We start from the raw sequence: 25,585 nt of genomic DNA on the forward strand, positions 1-25,585 counted from the left end.
AGATCAGGCGTTCGCGGACTCCGCGGCCTGGTCGATCGCCCGGTGCCCGGGCAGGATCGCGGCGCGCTCGGCGGCGACCGCGTCCGAACCCGCACCCGCCTCGAGCAGGTTGAGGAAGTGGTCGAGCTGGGCGGCCAGCGGCTCCTGGCTCTGCAGGATCGTCGGGATCTCGATGATCGTCTGCTGCTGGTAGCCGACCCCGGCGGTGGCCAGCGAGTCGGTCACGTGCCGGTAGATGGTGATGTCCCGGCGCAGCAGGTCGATCTCGATCAGCCGGTCCACCTCGAGCACCGAGAGCTGCCGGACCTTGCGCTGGCTGACCCGGCTCGCCGACACCGTGGCGATCGCGCCGTTGGGGAACGACATGGTCGCGTCCGCGCTGTCCTCGGAGTGGTTCTTCTTCGACGACCCGTGGAAGTAGCCGAAGGACCCCTTCACCACCGACGGGTTCTCCCCGACGAAGCCGATGGTCAGGTCGATGTCGTGGATCAGCAGGTCGGTGGCAACACCGGTCTTGATCCGCGGCACGAACGGCGAGTGCCGGATCGCGTTGACCTGCACCACGTCGGAGGCGATCTGGCGCGCGGTCAGCACGGCCGGGTTGAACCGCTCCAGGAACCCGCACACCAGCGGCAGACCGCGGCGCTCGGACTCCTCCACCAGCTCGACCGACAGCTTGTAGTCGGGCGTGAGCGGCTTCTCCACCAGCAGCGGCTTGCCCAGCTCCATCACCTGGCGGGCGATGTCGTAGTGCGCCTCGGTCGCCGCGGCGATGACCACCGCGTCGATGCCCGACAGGTCACCGATCTCCGGTGCCCACGCGGCGCCGTAGCGGTTGGCGACCTGCTCGCCGACCTCCTTGCGCTGCTCGACCAGGGTGACGAAGTCCACCCGGGGCGACTGGGAGAGCACGCGGGCGTGCAGCGAGCCCATCTGGCCGGAGCCGATCAGGGCGACGCGGGGACGAGCGGTCACGCCAGCACCTCCCGCACGGTCGCGACGATGGTGTCGATCTGCTCGGCGGTCAGCTTCGGGTGCACCGGCAGCGACAGCGCCTGCTGGGCCACGCGGGTGGCGACCGGCACGTCCGAGGTGATCACGTTCGGGTTGTCCCGGTAGCAGTCGTAGTCGAAGACGACCTTCGGGTAGTACGTGCCGTTGCCGATGCCCTTCTCGGTCAGCTTGGCCGCGAACTCGTCCCTGTCCACCTTGGCGTCCTCGGTGACCAGCACGGTGTACTGGTGCCACACGTGGGTGCGGCCGGGCAGCACGCTGGGCACCCGCAGGCCCGGGATGTCGGCCAGGCCCGCCGACAGCGCCGTGGCGTTCGCGGAGCGCTTGGCGTTGATGTCCGCCAGCTTCTCCAGCTGCGGGATGCCGACCGCGGCGTGCAGGTCGGTCAGGCGGTAGTTGTGGCCCGCCATCTCGTACTGGTAGCGCGCCCGCATGCCCTGGTTGCGCATCACGCGCAGCTTGTCGGCCAGCGCGGCGTCGGAGGTGGTGATGACTCCGCCCTCGGCCGTGGTGACGTTCTTGGTCGCGTACAGCGAGAAGCAGCCGATGCCGAAGCTGCCTGCGGGGCGCCCGTCGAAGGTCGCGCCCACCGCCTGCGCGGAGTCCTCGATGATCGTGAGGCCGTGCTCCTCGGCCAGCGGGACCAGCTTGCCCATGTCCGCGGTCTGCCCGTAGAGGTGCACCGGCATGAGGACCTTGGTCCGCGGACCGACGGCCGCGGCGACGGCGGCCGGGTCGACGTTGAAGTCCTCGGCGTCGATGTCGGCGAAGCGGGCGGTGGCGCCTGCTTCCAGGATCGCGTTCAGCGTCGCGACGAAGGTGAACGGCGAGGTGACGACCTCGTCGCCCGGCTGCAGGTCCAGTGCCTGGACCGAGGCCACGAGCGCGGTGGTGCCGTTGTTGACGGCCACCGCGTGCTCAACCCCCGCGACCTGCGCGAACAGGTCCTCGAAGCGCTTGACCATGGGCCCCTGGGCGATGACGCCGGAGCGGAGCACCTCGAGCACGAGGGGCTCAGCGTCGCCGACGTCGACGACGGTGATGGGAATCATTCGGCAGTTCTCTCCGGTGCGATGGCGGGTTGAGGCGTCCGAACAGCACGCAGGTGACGGTCCTGCCGGCCGCGTGGGCCACGGTACCCGCCGTCGGCGGCCGCTCTTTGGGGGGCAACGCCAAGGGGGTCGCGACACTCCGCTGGGCCATGGAGGTAGCGCTGAGTACATGATCGACAGCGCTGCGTTGCTTACGCTCGTCGTTCCACGAGAGGGGTTTCGGAGAGGGGACCCACCTTGGGGTCTATTCACGCGGCTCCGCCGTCGGACCCACCAAGAACACCCGGATTGCACGTCGAGCCAGAGATGGCCCGCGCATTGCCACGTCCGCCGCGCGCGCACCCGCGGTTGGCCCTGGTGGCGCGGGCCGTTGTCGGCGCGCTCGTGCTGGGTTTCGTGCAGCACTGGCGCCACGGCTACTCCGCTGGCACCGGGGACCACCGCGTGCTCTCCGCGCTGGGCATGCACTGGGCGGACCCGACGCTGTTCGCGGGGGACTGGTTCCTCGAGCGGTCGCCGCAGCCGCACTGGCTCTTCGACGTGATCACTTGGTTCGGGATGGTCACCGGCAAGCTCAGCACGGTCTACCTCGGCTACTGGGTGCTGTCCCTGCTGGCCTTCGGCTTGGCCACCGCGCTGCTCGCCCGCCGCTGGGCACCCGCGCACCAGAGCACCGCGACGGTGCTGGTCTGCTTCCTCGCCGGGATGATGCCGTGGTGGCTGCTGGGCACCGGCTCGCCGCTGTACCCGAACGCGCTGCCGGTCGTCCTCTCGGGCTGCATGGTGTACCTCGTGGTGGCCGCGTTGTTCACCGACCACCGGACCTTCGCCGCGGTCGCCGCTGTGGTCGCCGCCGCCGTTCACCTGCAACAGGGCATGGTCCTGGCGATCTTGCTGATCGCGTTGGCCGCGGTCCGGTTCCACCTGGGACGGCTCCCCGGGACCGGGCGGCGCCGGGTGGACCGGGTGCTGTTGCTCGGCGGCGCGGGATGCGCCGCCGTTGTGCTCTTCGGGCTCTGGCTGCGGCCGGTCGCCGGTGAGATCGCGGACTTCGCGCAGATCTGCACGCGGGTCATCCCCTACCACTGCGAAGCGAGCTCGTGGTCTTCGCACGTCGTGTGGGCCGGGATGTCGTTGGTCGGCATCGCGTTGTTGAGCTGCCTGTACTTCTCGCGCGGCACGATCGCGACGTGGGCCGTCCTGATCGCTCTGCCCGCCTTCGGGCTGGTCGTCGGTGTGGTCGCGGACCGGTGGAACGTCCCGATGATCGGCGAGCTCGCGCAGGGCATGAACGTCTACCGGCTCGACGTCGTGCTGTTGCCAATGGCCGTGTGGGGCTTGGTGGTCCCGATTTTCGCCCCGGTCAAGACCCGGGTGCGCTTGGCCGCGCTGGGTGCGGTCATCGGGCTGGGCTACCTGCTCGCGGGCTCTTACACGTTCGACCCGCGGTGGATGTTCCCCCGTCCTCACGGCGGCCCGTGGTTGCTGCTCTTCGCGGGTGCGCTGATCGTTGGCGCTGCGGCGATGGCGGTGCGCGCGCGCAAACCAGGGTGGGCAATAAGGACGAATCGCGTAGTGCACGGTTCAGCGCTCGCGGTCGTGGGCGCTGTCTTGGCGGCGGTGTTCTCCGCGGGTGCTCCTCCGCTGCGCGACTTCGATGTGGTCTACCTCTCCGACAAAGAGATCCACGACTGGGGCATGGCTGTGCGCCGGACCCTCCCACCGGGCGCGCAGCTGATCGCTCCGCCTCTGGGTGAGTACATCCGGATGGCCAGCGGCCGCGGCGTGGTCGCCGACTGCAAGAACGTGCCCTACGGCGGCGACGCCTGGGTCGAGTACCAGCGGCGGCTCAACGCCGTCGGCGGGCTCAAGCAGTGCCTGATGAAGACGCCGGGCGTCTTCTTCTCCCTCCCGCTGGAGCGCTACAGCCAGGTCGCGCGGGAGTTCGGCGCCGACTACCTGGTGGTGGAGGAGGGCATGCGGTGGCGCATCCCCGAACTGCTCGGCGCGGGCTGGACCGTCGTGCTCGAACCGGTGTCAATGCTGCGCAACACCGTGCTGCGCGCACCGGTGAACTGACCACGTACAGTGTCACGCTGTCGTGAGGTGGCGCTGTGCCCACCCGGCTACTGGGTGGGTGCCCGCCAGCGGTGACCCGATGATGTCGACTACAGCTACCGGTCGTGACGCGCCGGGGCCGGAGGACAAATGGCCATCAACAGCGAGGCCATCAGCAGCCAGGCCGTGACGGCGGGGGCGGCGGAGACCGAGCAGCCGCCCCCGGCGGCCAAGCCGTCGTGGAAGTCCACGGCCATCACCTGGCTGCGCCGGGTGCTGATCCTGGCGGTGGTCGGCGGCGCGCTCTACTACGTCATCACCCGCTGGAACGAGGTCTGGGCCACGCTGTCCACCGTGCCGTGGTGGTCGGCGGTGCTCAGCCTGCTCGCGGTGGTCGCCGGTGTCGTCGTCGGCGCGTTCTCCTGGCGCGTGGTCGTCAACGACCTCGGCTCGCCGGTCACGCGCACCCGGGGCGCCCAGATCTACCTGGTCAGCCAGCTCGGCAAGTACATCCCCGGCTCGGTGTGGGCGTACGTGCTGCAGATGGAGCTGGGCAAGAAGGTCGGCATCCCGCGCGCGCGGATGTTCGTCAGCTCCCTGGTGCAGGTCGGCGTGTCCGTGGTGGCGATGCTCACCCTCGGCATGATCGCCCTGCCGAAGATGCTCGACCAGAACCCGCGCGCGGTGTGGCTCTACGCCGCGCTGCCGATCAGCCTCATCGCGCTGCACCCCAAGGTCATGACCTGGGGCGTCAACCTGGTGCTGCGGGTGCTGCGCAAGCAGCCGCTCGACCACCAGCTGCGCTGGGCCACCATCGGCAAGACCCTTGGCCTGTCGGTCCTGTCCTACGTGCTCTTCGGCGCGCACCTGTGGGCGCTGGCCACCGCCAGCGGTACCCCGGACCTGGGCGTGCTGCTGCTGTGCGTCGGCACAGTGGCGATCGGCCTGGTCGCCGGTCTGCTGTTCTTCGTCGTCCCCTCCGGTGCGGGCGCGCGTGACGTCCTCGTCGCGTTGGCCCTCGCACCGACTGTGGGGATCACCGCGGCGGCCGCTTTCGCGGTGGCCTCCCGGGTCATGTTCACGCTCGCCGAACTCGGCTCCGCCGGTGTCGCCGCGCTGTTGGCGTCGCGGCACGTGAAGGACCTGGTCGCCCAGCCCGCCGCCACACCGGAGAACACCGCCCCGGAGAAGTCAGAGGACCCCGCATGAGCAGCAAGATCCACCCCACCGCGGTCATCGGCGCGGGCGTCGAGTTGGGCGAGAACGTCAGCGTCGGGCCCAACACGATCATCCTGGGCCCGGCCGTGATCGGCGACGACTGCTGGATCGGCCCCGGCTGCGTCATCGGCACCCCGCCCGAGATCACCGGCGCCACGCACAACGGCGAGTGGGACAGCGCGGCCAGCGAGTTCGTCGGCGTGCACATCGGCGCCAGGACCGTGGTCCGCGAGCTGACCACCATCCACCAGGGCAGCTACCGGCCGACCACCATCGGATCCGACTGCTGGTTGCTCAACCGGGTCTACGTCGCCCACGACAGCCTCATCGGCGACCGGGTCACCCTGTCGGCCGGGGTCAGCCTCGGCGGGCACTTCCAGGTCGGCTCCGGTGCCAACCTCGGCATGAACGTCGCGGGCCACCAGCGCAGGCTCGTCGGACCGGGCGCCATGGTCGGCATGGGCGCCGCGATCACCCGCGACGTGCCACCGTTCGCCAAGGCCTTCGGCAACCCGGTGCGGCTGCGCGGGGTCAACTCGGTGGGCATGAGCCGCTCCGGGGTCGACGACGACGCCATCGCCACCCTCACGGCCGCCTACGCGGCGGGCGCTGTCCCCGCCGAGGTGCCCGCTTCGCTCACCGGGGCGTTCGCCTGGTGGACCGCCGCGGAACCGGCTCGGTCCCTGGTCGGCGTCGCTCAATCGATCTGAGCGTGCACCGGGGGTGAGCGCCCCTGGGTACTGACCGGTCGGGTCGAAACTGAGCGGGTAGCCTTGTGGGGCCTCGGGCGTCGTAGGCGCCCGTGTCGGCCACTACCGACCGGTTACGCGCGACCGCCTCAAGCGATCCCGCGCGCGACCGGGAGGGCGGCCACCACCGGCAGCACAAGAGCCCTCCGGAGGATCGAACCCGTCATGCCCCAGCGCGCGGCCAGTGTCACCACCCGGTCAGGCCAAGAGGCCCCCGAGTCCCCCGGCCGCCTGGTCGCCCAGCGCGGGTTGTTCCGCGGTCCGGATCCTGTGTGCCCCGACAGCCTCTATGCCACGGTCGTGGCAGGTGCCGCGGACCGCGAGCGCGACCGGTTGATCGTTAGGCCTTACACCGAGGTCAGCACTGACACCTACTTCGGTCGTTTTCCCGCCTCTTACTGGCAGCGGTGGACTGTCGTCAAAGAGGTCACTGTCGAGTTGGTGCTGTCCGGGTCCGCCCGCGTCTCCATGGTCGCATCCGACGAAGAAGGCGGCACCCGAATTGTGGCCGCCCGCGACATCGCCGACGCCTCCGGCGACACCGTTCAGCTGACCGCCACCCTGGACAAGTTCCTCGACGGCGGGTTCCTCTGGCTCGACATCACCACCGAAGCGGGCGAACTGCTCGTCGAGCGACTCGACTGGACCGTCGAGGCCCCGGCCCGCGTGGTGCCGACCTCCGTCGTGATCTGCACCTTCAACCGCGCCGACGACTGCGTGCGCACCCTCGGGTCGCTCGCCGCCGACAACGCCGCGCTGTCGGTCCTGGACGCCGTCTACGTCGTCGACCAGGGGACGGACACCGTTGAATCCCGACCCACCTTCCCCGACCTGGAGAAGGGCCTCGGCGGCAGGCTGCGGTACCTGCGCCAGCCCAACCTCGGCGGCGCGGGCGGGTTCGGCCGCGGCATGTACGAGGTCGTGCGCGGCGGCGAGTCGAACGTGCTGCTGATGGACGACGACGTGCTGTGCGAGCCCGAGATCGCCGTCCGGCTCTCCGCGTTCGCCAACCGCACCGCCCGACCCACCCTGGTCGGCGGCCAGATGCTGCGGCTGCTGCACCCCACCAAGCTGGTCGCGGGCGCCGAGTACGCCGACTTCACCCAGCTCCTGCCCGGCAAGGTCGTCGCCAACGCCCTCGACGACGTCGACCTGCTCGACGAGGCCCTCGACGAGGACGGCGAACCCACCGGCCTGCCCAACCGGGGCGACCGCCGGGTCGACGCCGACTACAACGCCTGGTGGTCCTGCCTCATCCCGAACTCGATCGTGCGCGAACTCGGCCTGCCGATCCCGCTGTTCTTCCAATGGGACGACGTCGAGTACGGCTACCGCGCCAGGACCCGCGGCTACGCCACGGTCACCCTGCCCGGCGCCGGGCTCTGGCACGCCGACTTCGACTGGAAGGACGGCGACCAGTGGAGCCAGTACTTCGCGCTGCGCAACGCCATGATCGTGGCCACCCTCTACTCGCCGTTCCCGCCCAAGCAGGTCGCCAGGGTGTTCACCTCCCGGGTCGCGCGGGCGCTGCTGGCCATGCAGTACGGCCTGGCCGCCACCCTGATCAAGGCCGCTGAGGACTTCCTGGTCGGCCCGGACGTGCTCGCCGACGGCGGCCAAGCGGCGGCGGCCGAGATCCGGGCGATCCGGGCCCAGTACCCTGACACGGTCGCGCACCCGGTTGGCTCGTTGCCGGAGCTCGGCCTGGAGTTCGTGCCCATGGTCCAGGCCGACACCGCGCCGAAGAACCCCAGGGTGGCACTGGCCAAGCAGCTGGTGCGGCTGGCCAGGGGCAGGACCAACTTCGGTGTGGGCGCGGTTCCGGCGCGCGATTCGGCCTGGTGGCACGTCTCCCGGTTCGACCGGGTGGTGGTCACCGACGCGGCGCAGGACAGCGTCCGGATCCGGGAGCGGGACAGGGACACGGCCGTCGAGCTCGGCAAGCGCGCGGTCGCGGTCGCCCGCGCCCTGCTCGCCGACAGCGCGCGGGTCGCCGCCGAGTACCGCGCGGCCATCCCGGCGGCCACGAGCACGCAGAACTGGGAACGGCTTTACGGCCCGCGGTGAGCGGGCCGGTGCGCGCAGGAGAACAACACAGACCTGGCAGGACCACCCAGGGGGACAACCCGGTCCCCGGGATCCACGGCAGGCTCGCTGGAGGAGCGAAGTGACCGAGCAGGGCAACACGAACAGAACCGGTGCGCATGCCGTGCTGCAGCGGGTGATCTTGCCGCGGGGCACGGACCCGGTGGACGTCCGCCCGCTCTACCTGGACGAGCCGGACGCCATCCACAGCCTCGTCTCCGCGCGGACGAAGGTGACCATCCCCGGCTCGGCCAGGGTGTCGTTCGCCTCGTACTTCAACGCCTTCCCCGCCAGCTACTGGAAGCGCTGGACCAGGGTCAGCGAGGTCGTGCTGCGGCTGAGCGCGCGCGGCGCGGGCCGGGTCGACGTGTACCGGTCCAAGCCCAACGGCGACCAGGTGCACCTCACCGGCCAGGCGGTGCGCACCGAGGGCGCCGAACCGGCCCAGGTCGAGTTCCGGATCAGCCTGGCCCCGTTCGAGGACGGCGGCTGGATCTGGTTCGACGTGTTCACCGAGGACTCCCCGCTGGAGATCTCGGACGCGGCCTGGACCACCGACCTGCAGCTGCCCCCGACCAGGCTGTCCATCGGCACCACCACCTTCAACCGGGTCGACGACTGCGTGAACTCGCTGCTCGCCCTCGGTGAGGACCCGGTCGTGCTCGACGCGCTGACCAAGGTCTACGTGGCCGACCAGGGCACCCAGAAGATCTCCAGCCACCCCCGCTTCACCGAGGCAGCCGCCCTGCTCGGCGACCGCCTCGAGGTCATCGAACAGGGCAACCTGGGCGGCTCCGGCGGCTTCAGCCGGGCCTTCTTCGAGACCATCGAGCACTCCGACGTCGACCAGATCATGCTGATGGACGACGACATCTCGCTGGAGCCGGACTCGATCCTGCGCGCCAGCATGTTCGCCCGCGCCGCGACCGCCCCGGTGATCGTCGGCAGCCAGATGCTCAACCTGCAGGCCAAGGCCAGGCTGCACAGCATGGGCGAGGTCGTCGACCTGAGCAGCTTCACCTGGCGGGCGGCGCCCGGCGCGCTCACCGACCACGACTTCGGCCTGAAGTCGCTGCGCGAGACCAAGAAGCTGCACCGCCGCATCGACGCCACCTACAACGGCTGGTGGATGTGCCTGTTCCCCCGCGAGATCATCAAGGCGACGGGCCTGCCCCTGCCCCTGTTCATCAAGTGGGACGACGCCGAGTACTCGCTGCGCGCACTGGAAAAGGGCTACCCCACGGTGACCCTGCCCGGCTCCGGCGTCTGGCACATGCCCTGGACCGACAAGAACGACGCGTCGGACTGGACCGCGTACTTCCACCTGCGCAACCGCCTGATCGTTGCCGCGCTGCACACCCCGCACGACCACCGCAAGGTCCTGCTCAAGCAGGGCCTGCGCGTGACGATCCGCAGGCTGCTGTCGATGGAGTACTCCACGGTGGCGATCGAGCTGAAGGCGATCGAGGACTTCCTGGCAGGCCCGGACCGCCTCTTCGACCTCCTGCCCACGGTCCTGCCGGAGGTCCAGCGCATCCGCAAGCAGTACGCGGACGCCCAAACCCTCCCGTCCGCCAGCGAGTTCCCGCCGCCGACCCTCGACGCGGTCCACGCCGAGCGCATGCTGCGCCCGCCCGTGAACCCCGCCAAGATCGCCGCCCAGGCCGCCCAGGCGCTCCTGCACAACCTGCGCCCCCCGGCCCCCGACGCCGCCGACCGCCCCCAGGTGAACGTGCCCGCGGGCAGCGCCCTCTGGTTCCTCCTCGGCAACCTCGACAGCGCCACCGTGTCGAACCCGGACGGCAGCGGTGTCGCCTTCCGCAAGCGCGACCCGGAGGTCTTCCGAGAACTGGCCAAGCAGGCCACCAGCGCCTACCGCCGCCTGGCAGCCGAGTGGCCCACCGCCAAGGACACCTGGCGAGCGGCCCTCCCAGAACTCACCTCGGTCGAGTCCTGGCGCAAGGTCTTCGAGAGCTGATCCGCTGAAAGGGCGGCCCCTCACCGGGCCGCCCTTTTCGCACACCTGCCCGGCCGGGCTGGGGATGACTTCTGTCACCCATCTGGGCGTACTTCGGGACGGGATTCCTGGGAGGCCCCGCCCGGTCCGGCGGGCGGGGCCGTCTCGGGGGTCAGACGTCGGTGGTGCGGCCGAGGTGTTCGCGCAGGGCGATCGGGGCGCCCGCCAGGTCCTCGTCGTTGCAGAGCAGCTTGACGTCGTAGTAGGGCCTGCCCTCGCGGTCGTCGTAGTCGAGGTGGATGGCGATCACGTCGACCGGTTCGCCCAGCCAGTTCTGCGTGTGCCGCAGCCACGACGCGGCCCGCTCCAGGGCCGTGGGGAGGTCGTCGTCGCGGAACTCGACCGGGCGGTAGGGGACTCCTTGGACCTGGTCACCCGGGTTGGCTGGCCTCGGTAGGTCGACGGAAACGCCGACGTCGTCGAGGCGGAGTGCGATGGACTCGGTGTTGTCACTGGCGAGCTCGCTCACCTTGACAGCGTCTCCCAGCGGGTGGCCGGTCGCAACCCCCGGCATACGGGTGCGCGGGCGATCCGGTGTGTGGTTGACTGTATCCGGTCGTGAATTTTCTTGAGTACGTGTTAGATCACGCTCGCAAGAGATCGTTGCGGGCGCGCGGTTTTCCTCCAGGTCAAGCCGGAGAAGTCGCCGTCTGAAACCGACCATGGGTTTGCGCGACCGCGCAGGCCCAAGCGGTACCTGTTGAGGAGATAGACGTGGCACAGGGCACAGTCAAGTGGTTCAACTCCGAGAAGGGCTTCGGCTTCATCCAGCCGGACGACGGCGGCGCCGACGTCTTCGTGCACTACTCGGAGATCCAGGGCTCGGGCTTCAAGACCCTGGACGAGAACCAGCGTGTTGAGTTCGAGATCGGCCAGGGCCAGAAGGGCCCGCAGGCCACCGGCGTCCGCGCCGTCTGATCTTAGATTCGAGTTCCGAGGCCCGTCCCCGCTGGGGGACGGGCCTCGGTCCTTTTCCGAACTAGTGAGCTAGGTCACATATCAGAACCAGCGTTCGAGGACCTGGGCCACGCCGTCTTCGGAGTTGGGGGCGGTCACCTCGTCGGCGGCGGCCTTGACGTCCTCGTGGGCGTTGGCCATGGCCACGCCGTGGCCCGCCCAGCGGAGCATCTCGATGTCGTTGGGCATGTCGCCGAAGGCGATCACGGCCGACTGGGGGACGCCCTCGATCTCGGCGACCTCGGACAGGCCCTTGGCCTTGGTGACGCCGGGGGCGGAGATCTCCAGGAGGCCCAGGCCGGTGGAGTAGGTCACGTCCACGCTGTCGCCCAGCAGCGAGCGGGCGGCGTCCAGCATCTCCGCGCTGGTCATCGACGCGTGGCGGACCAGGAGCTTCACCGCGGGGCGGCCGAGGACCTCGGCGCGGGAGGCGATCGTCAGTTCGTCCACCGAGTCGCCCCACGGGTTGGAGTAGCCGCGTTCGGCGGCGTAGGGGGCCGTCAGGTGCGGGCCGCCGATCACCACGCGCTCGGTCGCCACCGCCATGCCGGGCAGGGCCTTCTCCAGGGTGTGCGTGACGTCGTGCAGGCGGACCGGGTCGAGTTGGTGTGCCGACACCACATGGCCGGAGCCGATGTCGTAGATGATCGCGCCATTGGCGCAGACCGCGTGGCCGTTGAGGCCCGCGCTGTCGGACACCGGCGGGATCCAGCGCGGGGGACGGCCGCTGACCAGCACGAACGGGGTCCCGGTCGCGACGACCCTGGCGATCACGCCGACGGTGCGGTCGGTGACCCGCTCCAGCGGGCCGAGCAGGGTGCCGTCGATGTCGGAGGCGACGAGGCGGGGCGAGTCCACGGGGTCCATCCTGCAGGACCGCGCGACCCGGTTCCGGTGGCCTTCGTTACCCCCGGGTCGGGCTGCCGCTAGGTTCGCGTGGTGCGCGTAGGAATTGTGATCCTCCCCGAGCATCGCTGGTGGGCCGCCGAGCCCAGGTGGCGCGGGGCCGAGGAGTACGGCTTCGACCACGCCTGGACCTATGACCACCTCGGCTGGCGGACGCTGGTCGACGGGCCCTGGTTCGACTCGGTCCCCACCCTGACCGCGGCGGCGATGGTGACCTCCGAGATCCGGCTCGGCACCTTCGTCGTCTCGCCCAACTTCCGACACCCCGTCCCGCTGGCCAGGCAGGTGCTGGCCGTGGACGACATCTCCGACGGCCGGTTCATGCTCGGTCTCGGCTCCGGGGCAAGCGGCCTCGGCGGCTACGACCGCCAGGCCATGGGCCACGCCGGGGAGGACACCACCCCGGCCCAGATCGCCGACCGGTTCGCCGAGTTCGTCGAGCTCTCCGACGCCCTGCTCACCCAGGACAAGGCGACCTTCACCGGCGAGTACTACCGGACCGAGGAGGCCCGCAGCGCCCCCGGCTGCGTCCAGAGACCCCGGGTGCCCTTCCTGATCGCCGCCAACGGCCCCAGGGCCATGCGCCTTGCCGCCCGCTACGGCCAGGGCTGGGTGACCACCGGGGCCCCCGGCGCCGAGTCCGCCGACGCCTGGTGGGCCGACGTGGCCAAGCGGGCGAAGCGGTTCGACGAGGCGCTCGACGAGCTCGGCCGCGACCCGTCCACCATCGACCGCTACGTCAGCGTCGACGCCTCCCCGCTGTTCTCGCTGGAGAGCGTCGCCGCGTTCACCGACCACGTCGGCCGGGCCCGCGACACCGGGTTCACCGACGTGGTCGTGCACTGGCCGCGCCCGGACGGCCCGTACGCGGGGCGCGAGCTGGTGCTCGAGGAGGTGGCCGCCGACGTGCTGCCGCTGCTGGGCGGCCGGGCCACCCGCCGCGACGCCAACAAGTCCGAACCGCCGAGCAACGGGTCCGGGGTGTCGGGCGTCAGAGAAGGCGGGGGAGGGAAATAGGGGGGACGGATCGGTCCCGGCGCCGGGGGAGGATGCCGGGACCGATCCCCGTCCAGCACCTTGAGGGTGATCTGTGCCTCGCCTTCGGGGCCCGAGCACCGCGCGGGTAGCCTGAGCCACCGTGAGCGCGGTCGCAGAAACCACTGAAGACAACTACAACGGGTACGACCTGGTCATCGTCGGGTCCGGATTTTTCGGCCTGACGATCGCCGAGCGGACCGCAACCCAGCTCGACAAGCGGGTGCTGGTGCTCGAGCGCCGGTCGCACATCGGCGGCAACGCCTACTCCGAGAACGAGCCCGAGACGGGCATCGAGGTGCACCGCTACGGCGCGCACCTGTTCCACACCTCCAACAAGCGCGTGTGGGACTACGTGAACGAGTTCACCTCGTTCACCGACTACCAGCACCGCGTGTTCGCCAAGTACCAGGACCAGGTCTACGCGTTCCCGATGAACCTGGCCCTGATCAACACCTTCTTCGGCCGGTCGCACACCCCGGACGAGGCGCGCGCGCTGATCGCCGAGCAGGCCGCCGAGATCGACACCGGTGCCGCGAAGAACCTCGAGGAGAAGGCGATCTCGCTGATCGGGCGCCCGCTCTACGAGGCGTTCATCCGCGGCTACACCGCCAAGCAGTGGCAGACCGACCCCAAGGAACTCACGCCGTCGATCATCACGCGGCTGCCGGTGCGCTACAACTTCAACAACCGGTACTTCAACGACACCTACGAGGGCCTGCCCGTCGACGGGTACACCGCGTGGCTGGAGAAGATGGCCGCGCACCCCAACATCGACGTGCGCCTGGACGTGGACTACTTCGACGTGCGGGACCGGATCCCGGCTGGCACGCCGACTGTCTACACCGGACCGCTGGACCGGTACTTCGACTACTCGGCGGGGCGGCTGGGCTGGCGCACCCTCGACTTCGAGACCGAGGTCGTGGCGACCGGTGACTTCCAGGGCACGTCGGTGATGAACTACAACGACGCCGAGGTCCCCTACACCCGGGTGCACGAGTTCCGGCACTTCCACCCGGAGCGCACCCACTACCCGAGCGACAAGACCGTCATCGTCCGCGAGTTCTCCCGCTCCGCCGAGGCCGAGGACGAGCCGTACTACCCGATCAACACCCCCGAGGACCGCGAGAAGCTCGCGGCCTACCGGGAGCTGGCCAAGGACGAGGCCGCCGCGCGCAACATCATCTTCGGCGGCAGGCTCGGCACCTACCAGTACCTGGACATGCACATGGCGATCGGGTCCGCGCTGTCGGTCTTCGACAACAAGGTCGCGCCCCACCTGCGCGATGGCGCCCCGCTCGACGGCTCCATCGACGTCTAGGCGAAACACCGCGGCCGTTCCCCCGATGTCCTGTCGGGGGAACACCACGACCGGGAGGTAAGCCAAGTGGACCGCAGCACGTCCGGACCGGGGCGGGAGACCGCCGCGCTGAGCCGGGTGCAGGGCGCCATCGGCACCGCACCGGTGGTGACCGCCGCCAAGGGGTTGTCGCTGTTCGGCGAGCACAGCGCGGGCTGGTTCGCCCTCGGCCTGCTCGGCGCGGCGGTGGACAAGCGCAGGCGCAAGGACTGGCTGGTGGCCGCCGGTGGCGTGGTCGCGGCGCACGCCGCATCGATCGCGGTCAAGCGGGTCGTGCGCAGGCCCCGGCCGGACGACCCGTCGGTCAAGGTGCTGGTCGGCACGCCGAGCAAGCTCAGCTTCCCGTCCTCGCACGCCACGTCCACCACCGCGGCCGCCGTGTTGTTCTCCGGGCTGACCGGACGCAAGCTTGTCCCGGTGCTCGTCCCGCCGATGCTGCTCTCGCGGCTGGTGCTCGGCGTGCACTACCCGACCGACGTGCTCGCGGGCTCCGCCCTCGGCGCCCTGGTCGGTGGCCTGCTGCGGCGCAAGCTCAGGGGAGGCAAGCGGTGAGTGAGAAGGTGGCCGAGACCCCGGCCGACGCGGTGACCGAGCCTGCTCGGCCCAACGTGCTCGCCGGGTTGCTGCGCACCGCGCGGCCCCGGCAGTGGGTCAAGAACGTCCTGGTCCTGGCGGCGCCGTTCACCGCCAACCGGGTGTTCGAGCAGGAGGTCCTGCTCGCGGCGGTGATCGCGTTCGCCTCGTTCTGCCTGATCTCGTCGTCGGTGTACCTGGTCAACGACGCCATCGACGTGGTGGCCGACCGGGAGCACCCGACCAAGCGAAACCGGCCTATCGCCTCCGGCATCGTCCCGGTGCGGCTGGCCTACGCGACCTCGGCGGTGCTGGCGCTGGCCGCGCTGGGCGTCAGCCTGCTCGCAGGCTGGGAGCTGACCGTGGTGCTGGCCGTGTACGCGGCCGTGCAGCTCGGGTACTGCCTGGGGCTCAAGCACCAGCCGGTGATCGACCTGTGCATCGTGGCGTCGGGGTTCCTGCTGCGCTCGATCGCCGGTGGTGTGGCCGCCGACATCCCGCTGTCGCAGTGGTTCCTGCTGGTCACCGCGTTCGGCTCGCTGTTCATGGTCTCCGGCAAGCGCTACGCCGAGATCGTGCTGTTCGAGAAGACCGGCGCCAAGATCCGCTCGTCGCTGTCGAAGTACTCGTCGAGCTACCTGCGCTTCGTGTGGGCGACCGCGGCCGCGATCATGATCACCACGTACTCGCTGTGGGCGTTCGAGATCCGCGCGACCAACCCGCACAACTCGGTCTGGGCGGTCATCTCGATCGTCCCGTTCGTCATCGCCGTGCTGCGGTACGCGGTCGACGTCGACGGCGGGCACGCGGGCACCCCCGAGGACATCGCGCTCAAGGACCGGGTGCTGCAGGTGCTCGGCGCGGGCTGGGTCGTCTGCCTGGCCCTGTCGATCTACCTGTAGCTCTCCAGGCGCTCGCGCGGGTGGTAGTGCCGCGACGAGTTCTCGTACGGGTAGCGGATCCGGCGCCGGACCGCGCCGAGCAGGGGGCGCAGCTCCAAGCCCCAGTAGCTGCCGCGGTCCGGGTCCGCCCACGTCTCGAACAGCGCCAGGTGCCGCTCGTCGCGCAGCATGACGTCGCCACCGGCCAGCCCGTCCTTGTCGATCGGCCGGGACGCCTCTTCGATCGTCACGCCGCGGTCGAGCCGCCACGCCATCGCCACAAACCCCGCGGGCGTCATGGGGTAGCTGCCGTGCCACCCTGCCGGATCGTGCGGTACCGCCGCCTCGACCCAACTCTGGGCGCGGCGGAGGACATCTTCCCTGGTGGACATGCCGGTCACCCTGGCAGCACGGTCTGGGGGCCGCCTATAACCCGCCTATAGGCGCACGACGTGCGACCACGCGAGCGGCGAGAGGTCAGCCAGCTCTGTGGCCTCCCGCGTAGTGGCCTCGGCGAACAAAGCCAGTGCCCGGTCCCAGTGCGCCTGGGCCATCGTCTCTTCGTCCAGCGCTTCAGCCGCCGCTAGGTCGCGCAGGGTGCGGGCCTGCCACAGCGGTAAGTCCAGCTCCGTCCACTTCGCCAGGGCGTCGGCGAGCAGACCGCGCGCCGCGGCCAACTCGCCTTCCGCGAGGGCCAACTCCCCCAACGTGCGGGTCACCAGCGCGACTCCGAACCGGTCACCCGCGCTCGTGCACAGCGTGAGGCAGTCGGCGAGCGCCTCGGCGATGCCCTCGGTCCTGCCCTGCCTGATCCGCGCCTTGGCCAGCGACTGCGTGGCGTACGCGGCCCCGAGCTGGTCGCCCGCGGCCCGCAGCACGGCCTCCGCCTGCTCGCTCAGCTCCGCGGCGAGGTCCGCCGACCCGGCCGCCCGGTGGCACAGGCTCAGCCCGCGCAACGCCAAGCCCGCACCCCGCTCGTCACCCAGCTCCCGGTACGCCTCGACGCAGCGGGTGAGCCTGCTCGTGGCGGCCGGGAGGTCACCCAGGTCGCGCCAGGTCGCGCCAAGCCCGTAATCGGTCGCGGTGACCACGCTCAGGTCACCGAGGTCCTCGGCGATCCGCGCGGCCCTGACCAGGTGGTCGCGGGCGGCGCGGAAATCCGCGAGATCGCGGTGCACCGTGCCGATGCCCACCAGCGACACCGCCAGCGTGGCCCGGTCACCGACCTGCTCGGCGCCCTCCGCCGCCTGGGTGAAGTACGCCAGCGCGGCCGGGAACTCGTCCTTCTCGTAGTAGAGCTGCCCCAGCCCGGCCAGCACCGTGGCCTCCGCGCGGGTGTCACCGCTGTCGCGGGCCGCGGCCAGTGCGACCTCGTGCGTGCGCTGCCACCCGTCGAACTCGTTGCGCGCGGCGAACGGCGACGACAGCAGCGAGGCGATCAACATCGTGGTCATCTCGTCGATGCCCAGCTCGTGCGCCCGCTCCACGGCCCGCACCACCGCCGAGGTCTCCGACTTGAACCAGCCGGACGGGTCCTGCTCGGTCTCGGCGACCAGCCGCGGGTCCAGCTCCACCCTCGTGCGCACCTGCTGGCCCAGTCCCAGCGTCACCCTGGGCAGCTTGCTCGCCCCCGCGTCGACCAGCGCCATCCAGGTCGCCAACGTCCGGCACACCGCGGCCGCCACCCCGTCCGCCGGTTCGTCGCGCATGGCCTGCTCGGCGCCGAAGAGCTGCACCAGGTCGTGGAAGCGGTAGCGGACCCGCCCGATCGCGTCGATCCCGGCCACCTCCAGCAGCCGCAGGTCCACCAGCCGCTCCACCACGTCCTCGGCGTCGTCGAGCGGGATGTCCAGCAGCGGCGCGGCCAGCCACGACCCCAGGTCGGGCAGGTCGAGCAGGGTCAGCAGGTGGAAGGCGTGCCGGTGCAGGTCGTCGAGCTCGACGTAGTTGAGCCGCAGGCTGGAGCGCACCGCGAGGTCCCCGACGGCCAGCTCGTCGAGCCTGCGCCGTTCGTCGGACAGCCGCGACGCCAGCGCCCGCAGCGGCCAGTGCGGCCTGGCCTGCAGCTTCGCCCCCGCCGCGCGCACCGCCAGCGGGATCCCCCCGCACAGCTGCGCGATCGTCGCCGCCGCCATCGGCTCGGCCGACACCCTGGTCACCCCGACGATCCGGCCCAGCATCCGCACCGACGCCTCGGCCGAGAGCAGGGCGAGCTCGACCCCGACGGTGCCGGTCAGCCCGGTCAGCCGCGACCGGCTGGTGATGATCACCAGGCAGTTCGGCGCCCCCGGCATCAGGTGCCGCACCTGCTGCTCGTCGCGGGCGTTGTCCAGCACCACCAGCAAGCGCTTGTCGTCGACCCGCCTGCGGAACATCTCGACCCGCTCGTCGACGTCGCCGGGCAGGTCAGCGGCCTCGACCCCGAGCGCGCCGAGGAACCGGCCGAGCACCTCGAAGGCGCCCAGGTTGCGCTCGCTGCCCCGCAGGTCGGCGAACAACTGGCCGTCCGGGTAGCGCGCCCGCAGCCGGTGCGCGGCGTGCACCGCGAGCGTCGACTTGCCCGCACCGGCGAACCCGGACACCACGACGGCGGGCGCGGTCACCGCGTCCGCCTCGCTGACCGCGAGGATCGCCTGGAGCTGGTCCTCGCGCCCGGTGAAGTCGCTGAGGTCCGGCGGCAGGTGCCGGGGGACCGCGTGCTGGTGCCGGACCACGACCCGGCGCTTGGTCGCCGTGCTGGCCCGCGGCGCGCCACCGAGGATCTCGGCCTGCAATTCGCGCAGTTCCGGCCCCGGCTCGACCCCGAGCTCCTCCAGCAGGTGCTCCCGGCCGTCGCGGTAGACCGCCAGCGCGTCGCCCTGCCTGCCGCTCTCGTAGAGGGCGCGCATGAGCAACGCCCGGGACTGCTCGCGAAGCGGGTTCGCGTTCACCAGCCGCCGCAGGTGCGCCGCGACCTCGGCCGCCCTGCCCTGGTGCAGCAGGCAGCGGGCCAACCCCTCCTCCGCCCCCAACCGCTCCTCGACCAGGCTCGTCGCCTGCGCCCGCGCGAACGCGGCCTCCACCCCGCCGAACGCGGGCCCCCGCCACAACCGCAACGCCTGCTCGAACAACCCGGCCGCAGACTCGTGGTCCTCCTGCCGCTCCGCGTGCCGCGCCGCGTACAGGTGGTTCTCGAACCCCTCCAGATCGCTGTCCGTCGGATCGACGTCCAACAGATACCCCGGCGCCTTGGTCGTCAACGCCCCACTACGCCCCGCCGCCGCCACAGCCCGCCGCACGGAGGAGACGTAGGTGTGCACCAGAGCGGTAGCCGACGCGGGCGGCGAGTCGTCCCAGATCAGGTCGATCAGCCGGTCGGTCGCCACCACCTGCCGCGCGTGCAACAACAAAGCGGCCAACAACGCCTTCGGTTTGGCCCCGCCGAGCGGAACCACCCGTCCCTCCACCGCCTCGGCCCGGATCTCGACCGGCCCAAGCACCAGGATGCGCACTTCTCTACCCCCAGGTCAGTGTGCCCAGTGACCACTATCGGCCCTCAGTCAACCTGGGGTCACTCGATCAGGTCCCTTGGCTGCGTGCGCGCGTACAGCACCGACCCGTCCTGGAAGCCCACCCGCAACAACTCGGGGAACGGGAACGACCGCCCCACCAGCACCACGTCCCACCCCACGACCCGTCGGACATCGGTCTCCCACACCGAGTACACCTTGTCCCGGAAGTCCCACTGGCTGTCGCCGTCGAGGTAGATGCCCACCGATCCCATGGCCTTCCCGACCAGGCTCCGCTCCTTCAGGGCGTCCTTGCGCGCTTGCTGGGTGCTGGCAAGCAACTTCTCCGGGAAGATCACCGCGATCCGCCGATCGGTGATCGCCAAGCCGATCTCGCCCTGCCCGATCGCCAGCGCGTCGGCTGCCCTGGCGGCGTCCAGGGTGGGGTCGGCCGCCTCGGCCCACCAGCCCAGGGAGTCGTCATCGGCCCATTCGTGGCCTGAGTACTGACCCGCCACGGTGAACTCCGCCGGATCCGGGTACTTGCGGTCGATCCACATGATCTCGGGTGTTCCCGGCGGCATCGGGTGCGGGACGCGAACCACGCCACCGACCCTGGAACCGACAGTGCGCCCACGCGCGGCCAGAGCCACCCGGACCTTCTCGTCCGGCTGGGTCCATTCGCGGTAGAGGTCTTCCTGGATCACCACGTGATTACTCCGGAGCGCCGAGGGTGAGAGCGTGCAGCCGCTCGAACTGTGCGCGGTCCTTGCCCGCGCCGAAGATGAGGTCGAACCCCGAGCCGTCCACGAGTTCCATCCGCAGGCAGTGCACCTTGCTGCGCAGCAGACCCCTTGCGGCAACAGTGAATCCCGCGATGTCGCGCCGAGGTATCTCGAACTTGGGCTCCACCGGGTAGGTGGGCATCTGGGGCCATTCGGTCTGTTTGGCCCACATGTCGGCCACCTCGTCGGTGACCACCTTGGCCGCGTTGACCAACCCGCCGATCAAACCCCGCTTCGGCTTCGGCTCAGGTTCTGGTGCGGGTTCCGGTTCGGGCTTCATGAGCACCAAACCCATACGCAAGCCCCTCGGGGTGAGGACCCACAGCGTTCGGCCGAACTGCATCCCGAACAGGACGGCGGCCATCTCCTTGTGCTTGCTGACGATCACCACGTCGGGGTCGTACTTCGGCGGATCCATGTCGGGTCCGTCGTCTGTCGCGTTGACGATGGTGGTGAGCACCTTTCCCGGGATCGCGCCCACGTCCACCCTCGGCGTTCGCGCGGAGTCGAATCCGCGCGAGTCCCACGAGTAGTGTTCGGCGAAAGCCGCCCACAGCGGGGATTCCCCGGTGCCTGCCAGCAGGTTCTGCGCGTGGATCAACGGTCCCGCGAGCTCGGCCGTGATGAGTGTCATTTCTCCCCCGGTGTCCCTGTCAGCTGAACCCGCGCTCCTGGGCCGCCTTGCGCTCGTCCTCCGTGCTGGGGTCTTGGGCGTGGTCGTACGCCTTGCCGACACCCCACTCCAGCGCGGCACCGGGCGCGTTCTCCAACGTTCCGCTCACCACCGCTCGGCCGACGTTCGTCGTGCCGGTCAAACCGAGGTAGCCGAGGCCTGTCGAGACAGCGTGTTGTGCCACGGCTTGTTCCGCCGTGGCGTTCTTGCCGAAGACGTTGTGGCCGGAAACGGTCCTCTTGGTCATGGCGTTGTCGACTCGCGTCTCCGCCGCCACGAGCCCTTCCCGCGCCTTGTCGATCTTCGTTTCGTTGCCGGACTCGAGCGCCTTGTCCAGCGCCTTTGTCGCCTTGTCCTTCGCCTTGGTGGCGTCGCGCATGTTGTCGAAGCTGGCTGCGGTCTTGGTGATCGGGTTGCTGCCCAGCACCCGCCTGCCGACCATGGTGCTGCGGTTCTGGCTGGCCACGTCCATGACCTTGCTCAGCTTTCCCTTGCGCACCCACACCAGCAGTTGCTCGAGTCTGGTGAACAGCGGCTTGAGTTCGTTCGCGAGACCAGCCACCTTCTTGCCCAGCCGCGAGGTGGTGATGGCGCACTGGGTCGCGGTCAGTCCGGTGGCCACGGCCGTGGAGCTGCCGAAGGTGATCCAGGAGGCGGCCAGGGCGGCCAGCCATTCGATGATCAGGCCCAGGACGAGTTCCTGGATGATGTCGACGACCACCTGGACGAAGGTGTCGAAGATGTCGGCGGCGGTTTCCAGTACCGAGGTCAGGCCCGCGATGTCGCCGCCGAGGGCTCGGGCGCCGTCGGCGAACTCGGTCATCTCGGTGCGGAAGGCGTCGGCCGCTTCGCCCTGCCAGGCTTCGCCGGTGGCGGTCGCTCTGGCTTCTTCGCGGTCGCCGACCTTGTCGAGCCAGTCGGTGACCTTCTCCCAGCCCTTGGCGGTGGCCCGCATCTGCTCCGGGTCGCCGAGGGCCGGTTCGAGCACCAGGTTGACCAGGGGGCTGATCACGATGGAGATCAACCAGCCGAGGCCGTTGTCGATGAACGCCTGGCCGGGGCTCATGACCGTCTGGATCTGCTCCATCCGGGCGTTGAACGCCGCGAACGCCATCTCCGGCGGGTCGCCGGGGTCTTTGACCTGGTCGGCGACCTTGTAGGAGTTCTCCGCCCACGAGCTGCCGTACGCCGAGGCCTGTTGGAAGTCGGTCTTGCGGGTCGCGGCGCCCGCGCCCTCCAGTTCACCGATGGAGCCGATCGTCGGGCCCTCTATGGAGGCCAATCCGGTCGTGTTGTCCGCCTCGGTCGCGCCATAGGCGGTTGCCGTGTCGGCGACGGCGGCGGAGATCTCGCGCAGGTAGCCCGCTGCTTTGTTCGCCATGCCTTGGCATTCGCGCAGCGTCTCGGTGTAGGTGTTCTCGAAGTAGAAGAACAACGGGCCGAAGCAGTCGTGGCTGACCCCGGCCTGTTCGAGCAGCTGGGCCAGGCTCGCGAAGTTGTCGCCCTGGCTGGCCGAGCCCGCGCTGTGCGCGAGCAGGGCGCCGCCGTTGACGTCGAAGCCGGTCATCGGGGGCCGCCGTAGATGGTCTCGTCGGAGAAGTCGCCGTCGTCCACGGGTGACCGGGTCGGGCGGCGGACCGGGTCGGCACCGGGCTGGGGGAGCGCGGCGGGCTCCGGTGGTGCTGTCGGGCCCAAGGGCTCGACGGTAGGGGCGTGGGCGCGCAGGGCCGACTGGAACTGCTCGTAGTACGCGTCGCCGACCGCGGGGCGGACGACCTCCTCCACCTGGGCGGCCGCCTGCTGGGTCGCCGACCGGATGGTGGCCAGGATCTCCTGGGTGAGCTGCGTGTGCGACCGGTTCATCGCCGCGGGCGTCAGGGCCAGGCCGAGCACCGCACCCGAGGGCGCCACGGTCACCGTGACCGACCCGTCGGTGTTGCGGGCACTGCCCTTGAGCTCGCCGATCCGCTCGCGCAGCCCCGCAGCGGCCGCCGCCTGCTCCTCGAACCTGCGCATGCTCTGCTGGAACGCGTCGTCGAGCGCCATTCGTCCCCCTCGGTGAACCCCCGACGGCGATGCTAACCAACCCGTCAGCGGCCGATGGCGCGAACGGGTCAGATGGGGAGCCTGCGGAAGATGGGGCGGGGGATGTGCCGCAGCACCGACATCACCAGCCGCCACTGGGCGGGCGCCCACACCAGGTCCTTGCGGCCGCGCACGGCGTCCACCGCGATCTGCGCGACCTTGTCCGCGGTCGTGGCCATCGGCGCCGCCTTGAGGCCCTCGGTCATCTTCGTGTGCACGAACCCGGGCCGCACCACTGTGACGTTGACCCCTTCCGGCCGCAGCGCCTCGCCGAGGCCGAGGTAGAAGCCGTCGAAGCCCGCCTTGGTCGACCCGTAGACGAAGTTCGACCTGCGCACCCGCTCACCGGCCACCGACGACAGCGCGATGATCGACCCGTGGCCCTGCTTGCGCAGCTTCTCGGCCAGCGCGATGCCCACCGACACCGCCGCCGTGTAGTTCACCTGCGCCGCCGCGACCCCGGCCGCGTGGTCCTGCCACAGCTGCTCGGCGTCACCGAGCACGCCGAACGCCACCACGGCCACGTCGACGTCGTTGTCGGCGAACGCCTCGTCGACGACCTTCGGGTGCGACTCCAGGTCGGCCGCGTCGAAGGCCACCGTGCGCACCGTGGCGCCGAGGCGGCGCAACCGGTCGGCGGCCTCGTCCAGCCGGGCCGACGGGCGGGCGGCGAGGGTGACGCTCAGCTGCCGCTGCCTGGCGTAGTTCTCGGCGATGGCCAGCCCGATCTCGGACGTGCCGCCGAGCAGGAGCAGGGACTGCGGGGTACCGACTGCGTTGATCAAAGTCCGAGCCTTCGCGATTGGTCCGAGGTGAACAGGCCGTCCGGGTCGACCGACTGGCGCACCTTCCGCCACTCGTCGAGCCGGGGGTACATCCGGTGGAAGGTCTCCGGCGCGGTGCGCGACTCCTTCGCCAGGTACAGCCGACCACCGGCGGCAAGCACCTGCTCGTCGAGCCGGGCGCAGAACTCGTGCAGCCCCGGCGCGATCGGGAAGTCCACGGTGATCGTCCACCCCGGTCGGGGGAACGACAGCGGCGCCCGGTTGCCCTCACCCATGCGCTTGAACACGTTGAGGAACGACACGTGCCCCGATTCGGCCATCTGCCGCACGATCGAGCGGAGCTCGGCCTCGGCGCTGAACGGCAGGATGAACTGGTACTGCAGGAAACCGTTGCTGCCGTAGGCCCGGTTCCACTCCCCGAACATGTCCAGCGGGTGGTAGAACGCGGTCAGGTTCATGACCTTGCCGCGGGCCCGCTCCGGCGCCTTGCGGTACCAGGCCTCGCCCAGCAGCCGGAAGGTCAGCTTGTTGGCCAGGCCGTTGGGGAACACGTCCGGCAGCGTCAGCAGCTGCGGCGCGTCGAAGCGCAGCGGGTCCTTGCGGTACTTCTTGGGCAGCTCGTCGAGCGTGGCCAGCGAGCCCCGGGAGAACACCGACCGGCCGAGCCTGCCGTCGGTGGAGATCGAGTCGAACCACGCCATCGAGTACTCGTAGGTGTCGTCCGAGCCGTCGGAGAACACCGCGATCGTCTCGTCGAGGTCCGCGGTCCGGTCGGTGTCGGAGATGAAGTACGCCGACTCGGTGCGCTTGAGCGCCACCACCGCCCGCAGGATGATGCCGGTCAGGCCCATGCCGCCCACGGTCGCCCAGAACAGCTCGGACTCGGGGCCGTCCGGGGTGAGGGTGCGCACCGAGCCGTCCGCGATCAGCAGCTCCATCGACCGCACGTGGTTGCCGAAGCTGCCCGCGGTGTGGTGGTTCTTGCCGTGGATGTCCGACCCGATCGCGCCGCCGATGGTGACCTGGCGGGTGCCCGGCAGCACCGGGACCCACAGGCCGAACGGCAGCGCCGCCCGCATCAGCTGGTCCAGGTTCACCCCGGCGTCGAGCACGGCCAGCCCGGTGTCGGCGTCGATCGAGTGGATGCGGTTGACCCCGGTCATGTCCACGACCAGCCCACCGGCGTTCTGCGCCGGGTCGCCGTACGAGCGGCCCAGGCCCCTGGCGATGACCCCGCGCGGGCCCGCCTTGCCGACCGCGGCGATGACGTCGTCCGGGGTGCTGGGTGTGGCGACCGCGGCCACGCTTGGCGCCGTACGCCCCCAGCCGGTCAGCCTGCGGGTCTCGAACTCTCCTGGCTCCACCGGCCCCAGGGTAGCCGGGTGCGCGGCCGCTCCTAGACTTGTCCCGGCTCGGGGGCCCAACACAGGCGGGGCGAGATGTCTGACACGCGGGGCGAGGTCCAGCGGGTGGGGTTGGTCCAGCAGCTCACCCGGTTCGTGCTGGTCGGCGGGTTCTGCGCGCTGGTGGACTCCGGGGCGTACTGGCTGCTGCTGCACGCGGGCCTGTGGGTGCACCTGGCGAAGGCGATCAGCTTCATCCTCGGCACCACCACGGCGTACTTCCTCAACAAGCGCTTCACCTTCACCGACGCCGCCGACCGCGGCGTCGGCCAAGCGGGCGGCTTCGCCCTGCTCTACACGGTGACGTTCTTCGTCAACGTCGGCACCAACGCCCTGATGCTGGCCGTGCTGCCGACCTTCCGCTGGGAGTTCGCGCTGGCCTGGGTGGTCGCCCAAGGGGTCGGCACCACGATCAACTTCGTGCTGCTGAGGACTGTCGTGTTCCGCCGCTAGTTCGCGCT

The 25,585-nt window shown here is 70.4% G+C and carries 23 protein-coding genes; 11 read left to right on the forward strand and 12 right to left on the reverse strand.

Features of this window, described 5'->3' with window-relative positions; translation table 11 throughout:
• Window positions 1–3 precede the first annotated feature (3 nt).
• Window positions 4–975 (reverse strand): Gfo/Idh/MocA family protein, encoded by a 972-nt coding sequence (locus JOD54_RS07105; RefSeq protein ID WP_204449765.1) that lies wholly within the window; start codon window positions 973–975, stop codon window positions 4–6.
• Entirely contained in the window at window positions 972–2,066 is a 1,095-nt protein-coding gene (locus JOD54_RS07110) for a DegT/DnrJ/EryC1/StrS family aminotransferase (RefSeq protein ID WP_204449766.1), read from the reverse strand. The genes JOD54_RS07105 and JOD54_RS07110 overlap by 4 nt, the downstream gene beginning before the upstream one ends.
• Window positions 2,067–2,423: 357 nt before the next feature.
• On the opposite strand from JOD54_RS07110, the gene JOD54_RS07115 reads away from it, so the two are divergent.
• The 5 genes from JOD54_RS07115 (at window position 2,424) to JOD54_RS07135 (ending at window position 10,154) form a co-directional block, all read left to right on the forward strand.
• A complete protein-coding gene (locus tag JOD54_RS07115) occupies window positions 2,424–4,145 on the forward strand; it encodes a DUF6798 domain-containing protein (protein WP_204449767.1) in 1,722 nt (573 codons plus the stop codon).
• 129 nt (window positions 4,146–4,274) lie between these two features.
• A complete protein-coding gene (locus JOD54_RS07120; protein WP_204449768.1) occupies window positions 4,275–5,333 on the forward strand; it encodes a lysylphosphatidylglycerol synthase domain-containing protein in 1,059 nt (352 codons plus the stop codon).
• Entirely contained in the window at window positions 5,330–6,052 is a 723-nt protein-coding gene (locus JOD54_RS07125; RefSeq protein WP_204449769.1) for a DapH/DapD/GlmU-related protein, read from the forward strand. Before JOD54_RS07120 ends, JOD54_RS07125 begins: the two co-directional genes overlap by 4 nt.
• A gap of 204 nt (window positions 6,053–6,256) precedes the next feature.
• Window positions 6,257–8,158, forward strand: a complete 1,902-nt coding sequence (locus JOD54_RS07130; RefSeq protein WP_204449770.1) for a glycosyltransferase — start codon at window positions 6,257–6,259, stop codon at window positions 8,156–8,158.
• A 100-nt stretch (window positions 8,159–8,258) separates the two neighbouring features.
• Window positions 8,259–10,154 (forward strand): glycosyltransferase, encoded by a 1,896-nt coding sequence (locus tag JOD54_RS07135; RefSeq protein ID WP_204449771.1) that lies wholly within the window; start codon window positions 8,259–8,261, stop codon window positions 10,152–10,154.
• Window positions 10,155–10,305: 151 nt separating this feature from the next.
• On the opposite strand, the gene JOD54_RS07140 is transcribed toward JOD54_RS07135, so the two are convergent.
• Window positions 10,306–10,662, reverse strand: coding sequence for a hypothetical protein (locus tag JOD54_RS07140; RefSeq protein ID WP_204449772.1), 357 nt, complete (start codon window positions 10,660–10,662; stop codon window positions 10,306–10,308).
• Window positions 10,663–10,907: 245 nt separating this feature from the next.
• Between JOD54_RS07140 and JOD54_RS07145 the strand changes: the two genes are divergently transcribed.
• Complete coding sequence (locus JOD54_RS07145; RefSeq protein WP_204449773.1) at window positions 10,908–11,111, forward strand: cold-shock protein; 204 nt, start codon at window positions 10,908–10,910, stop codon at window positions 11,109–11,111.
• A gap of 81 nt (window positions 11,112–11,192) precedes the next feature.
• Here JOD54_RS07145 and JOD54_RS07150 read toward each other — a convergent pair whose 3' ends face one another.
• The gene (locus tag JOD54_RS07150; protein WP_204449774.1) at window positions 11,193–12,008 is read right to left on the reverse strand and encodes an HAD family hydrolase; all 816 of its coding nucleotides are present in this window, start codon (window positions 12,006–12,008) and stop codon (window positions 11,193–11,195) included.
• A gap of 81 nt (window positions 12,009–12,089) precedes the next feature.
• On the opposite strand from JOD54_RS07150, the gene JOD54_RS07155 reads away from it, so the two are divergent.
• The 4 genes from JOD54_RS07155 to JOD54_RS07170 all read left to right on the forward strand — a co-directional run bounded on the left by JOD54_RS07155 (window position 12,090) and on the right by JOD54_RS07170 (window position 15,926).
• Window positions 12,090–13,073 (forward strand): LLM class flavin-dependent oxidoreductase, encoded by a 984-nt coding sequence (locus JOD54_RS07155; RefSeq protein ID WP_204449775.1) that lies wholly within the window; start codon window positions 12,090–12,092, stop codon window positions 13,071–13,073.
• Between the two features lie 121 nt (window positions 13,074–13,194).
• Window positions 13,195–14,412 carry a UDP-galactopyranose mutase gene (gene glf / locus JOD54_RS07160; RefSeq protein ID WP_204449776.1) on the forward strand — a complete coding sequence of 406 codons (1,218 nt, stop codon included), beginning with the start codon at window positions 13,195–13,197 and terminating at the stop codon, window positions 14,410–14,412.
• Window positions 14,413–14,520: 108 nt separating this feature from the next.
• Window positions 14,521–15,003 (forward strand): phosphatase PAP2 family protein, encoded by a 483-nt coding sequence (locus tag JOD54_RS07165; RefSeq protein ID WP_239573982.1) that lies wholly within the window; start codon window positions 14,521–14,523, stop codon window positions 15,001–15,003.
• Window positions 15,004–15,011: 8 nt separating this feature from the next.
• On the forward strand, window positions 15,012–15,926 hold the full coding sequence (locus JOD54_RS07170; RefSeq protein ID WP_307860520.1) for a decaprenyl-phosphate phosphoribosyltransferase: 915 nt from the start codon (window positions 15,012–15,014) through the stop codon (window positions 15,924–15,926).
• Here JOD54_RS07170 and JOD54_RS07175 read toward each other — a convergent pair.
• The 8 genes from JOD54_RS07175 to dprE1 all read right to left on the reverse strand — a co-directional run bounded on the left by JOD54_RS07175 (window position 15,917) and on the right by dprE1 (window position 25,085).
• Complete coding sequence (locus JOD54_RS07175) at window positions 15,917–16,297, reverse strand: hypothetical protein (RefSeq protein WP_204449779.1); 381 nt, start codon at window positions 16,295–16,297, stop codon at window positions 15,917–15,919. The genes JOD54_RS07170 and JOD54_RS07175 overlap by 10 nt on opposite strands.
• Before the next feature lie 45 nt (window positions 16,298–16,342).
• The gene (locus JOD54_RS07180; protein ID WP_204449780.1) at window positions 16,343–19,396 is read right to left on the reverse strand and encodes an AfsR/SARP family transcriptional regulator; all 3,054 of its coding nucleotides are present in this window, start codon (window positions 19,394–19,396) and stop codon (window positions 16,343–16,345) included.
• Between the two features lie 59 nt (window positions 19,397–19,455).
• Window positions 19,456–20,103 carry a hypothetical protein gene (locus JOD54_RS07185; RefSeq protein WP_204449781.1) on the reverse strand — a complete coding sequence of 216 codons (648 nt, stop codon included), beginning with the start codon at window positions 20,101–20,103 and terminating at the stop codon, window positions 19,456–19,458.
• Between the two features lie 4 nt (window positions 20,104–20,107).
• Complete coding sequence (locus JOD54_RS07190) at window positions 20,108–20,812, reverse strand: hypothetical protein (protein WP_204449782.1); 705 nt, start codon at window positions 20,810–20,812, stop codon at window positions 20,108–20,110.
• Window positions 20,813–20,831: 19 nt separating this feature from the next.
• Window positions 20,832–22,418 (reverse strand): WXG100 family type VII secretion target, encoded by a 1,587-nt coding sequence (locus tag JOD54_RS07195; RefSeq protein WP_204449783.1) that lies wholly within the window; start codon window positions 22,416–22,418, stop codon window positions 20,832–20,834.
• Entirely contained in the window at window positions 22,415–22,897 is a 483-nt protein-coding gene (locus tag JOD54_RS07200) for a YbaB/EbfC family nucleoid-associated protein (RefSeq protein WP_204449784.1), read from the reverse strand. The genes JOD54_RS07195 and JOD54_RS07200 overlap by 4 nt, the downstream gene beginning before the upstream one ends.
• Before the next feature lie 68 nt (window positions 22,898–22,965).
• Entirely contained in the window at window positions 22,966–23,721 is a 756-nt protein-coding gene (gene dprE2, locus JOD54_RS07205; RefSeq protein WP_204449785.1) for a decaprenylphospho-beta-D-erythro-pentofuranosid-2-ulose 2-reductase, read from the reverse strand.
• The gene (gene dprE1 / locus JOD54_RS07210; RefSeq protein ID WP_204449786.1) at window positions 23,718–25,085 is read right to left on the reverse strand and encodes a decaprenylphosphoryl-beta-D-ribose oxidase; all 1,368 of its coding nucleotides are present in this window, start codon (window positions 25,083–25,085) and stop codon (window positions 23,718–23,720) included. Before dprE1 ends, dprE2 begins: the two co-directional genes overlap by 4 nt.
• Before the next feature lie 75 nt (window positions 25,086–25,160).
• Here dprE1 and JOD54_RS07215 point away from each other — a divergent pair, with 75 nt between their 5' ends.
• Window positions 25,161–25,577: a GtrA family protein gene (locus JOD54_RS07215; protein WP_204449787.1), complete on the forward strand. Its 417-nt coding sequence runs from the start codon at window positions 25,161–25,163 to the stop codon at window positions 25,575–25,577.
• The last annotated feature ends 8 nt before the right edge of the window (window positions 25,578–25,585 follow it).

It is taken from the genome of Actinokineospora baliensis (assembly GCF_016907695.1).
In the GTDB taxonomy this organism is placed as follows: Bacteria; Actinomycetota; Actinomycetes; order Mycobacteriales; family Pseudonocardiaceae; genus Actinokineospora; species Actinokineospora baliensis.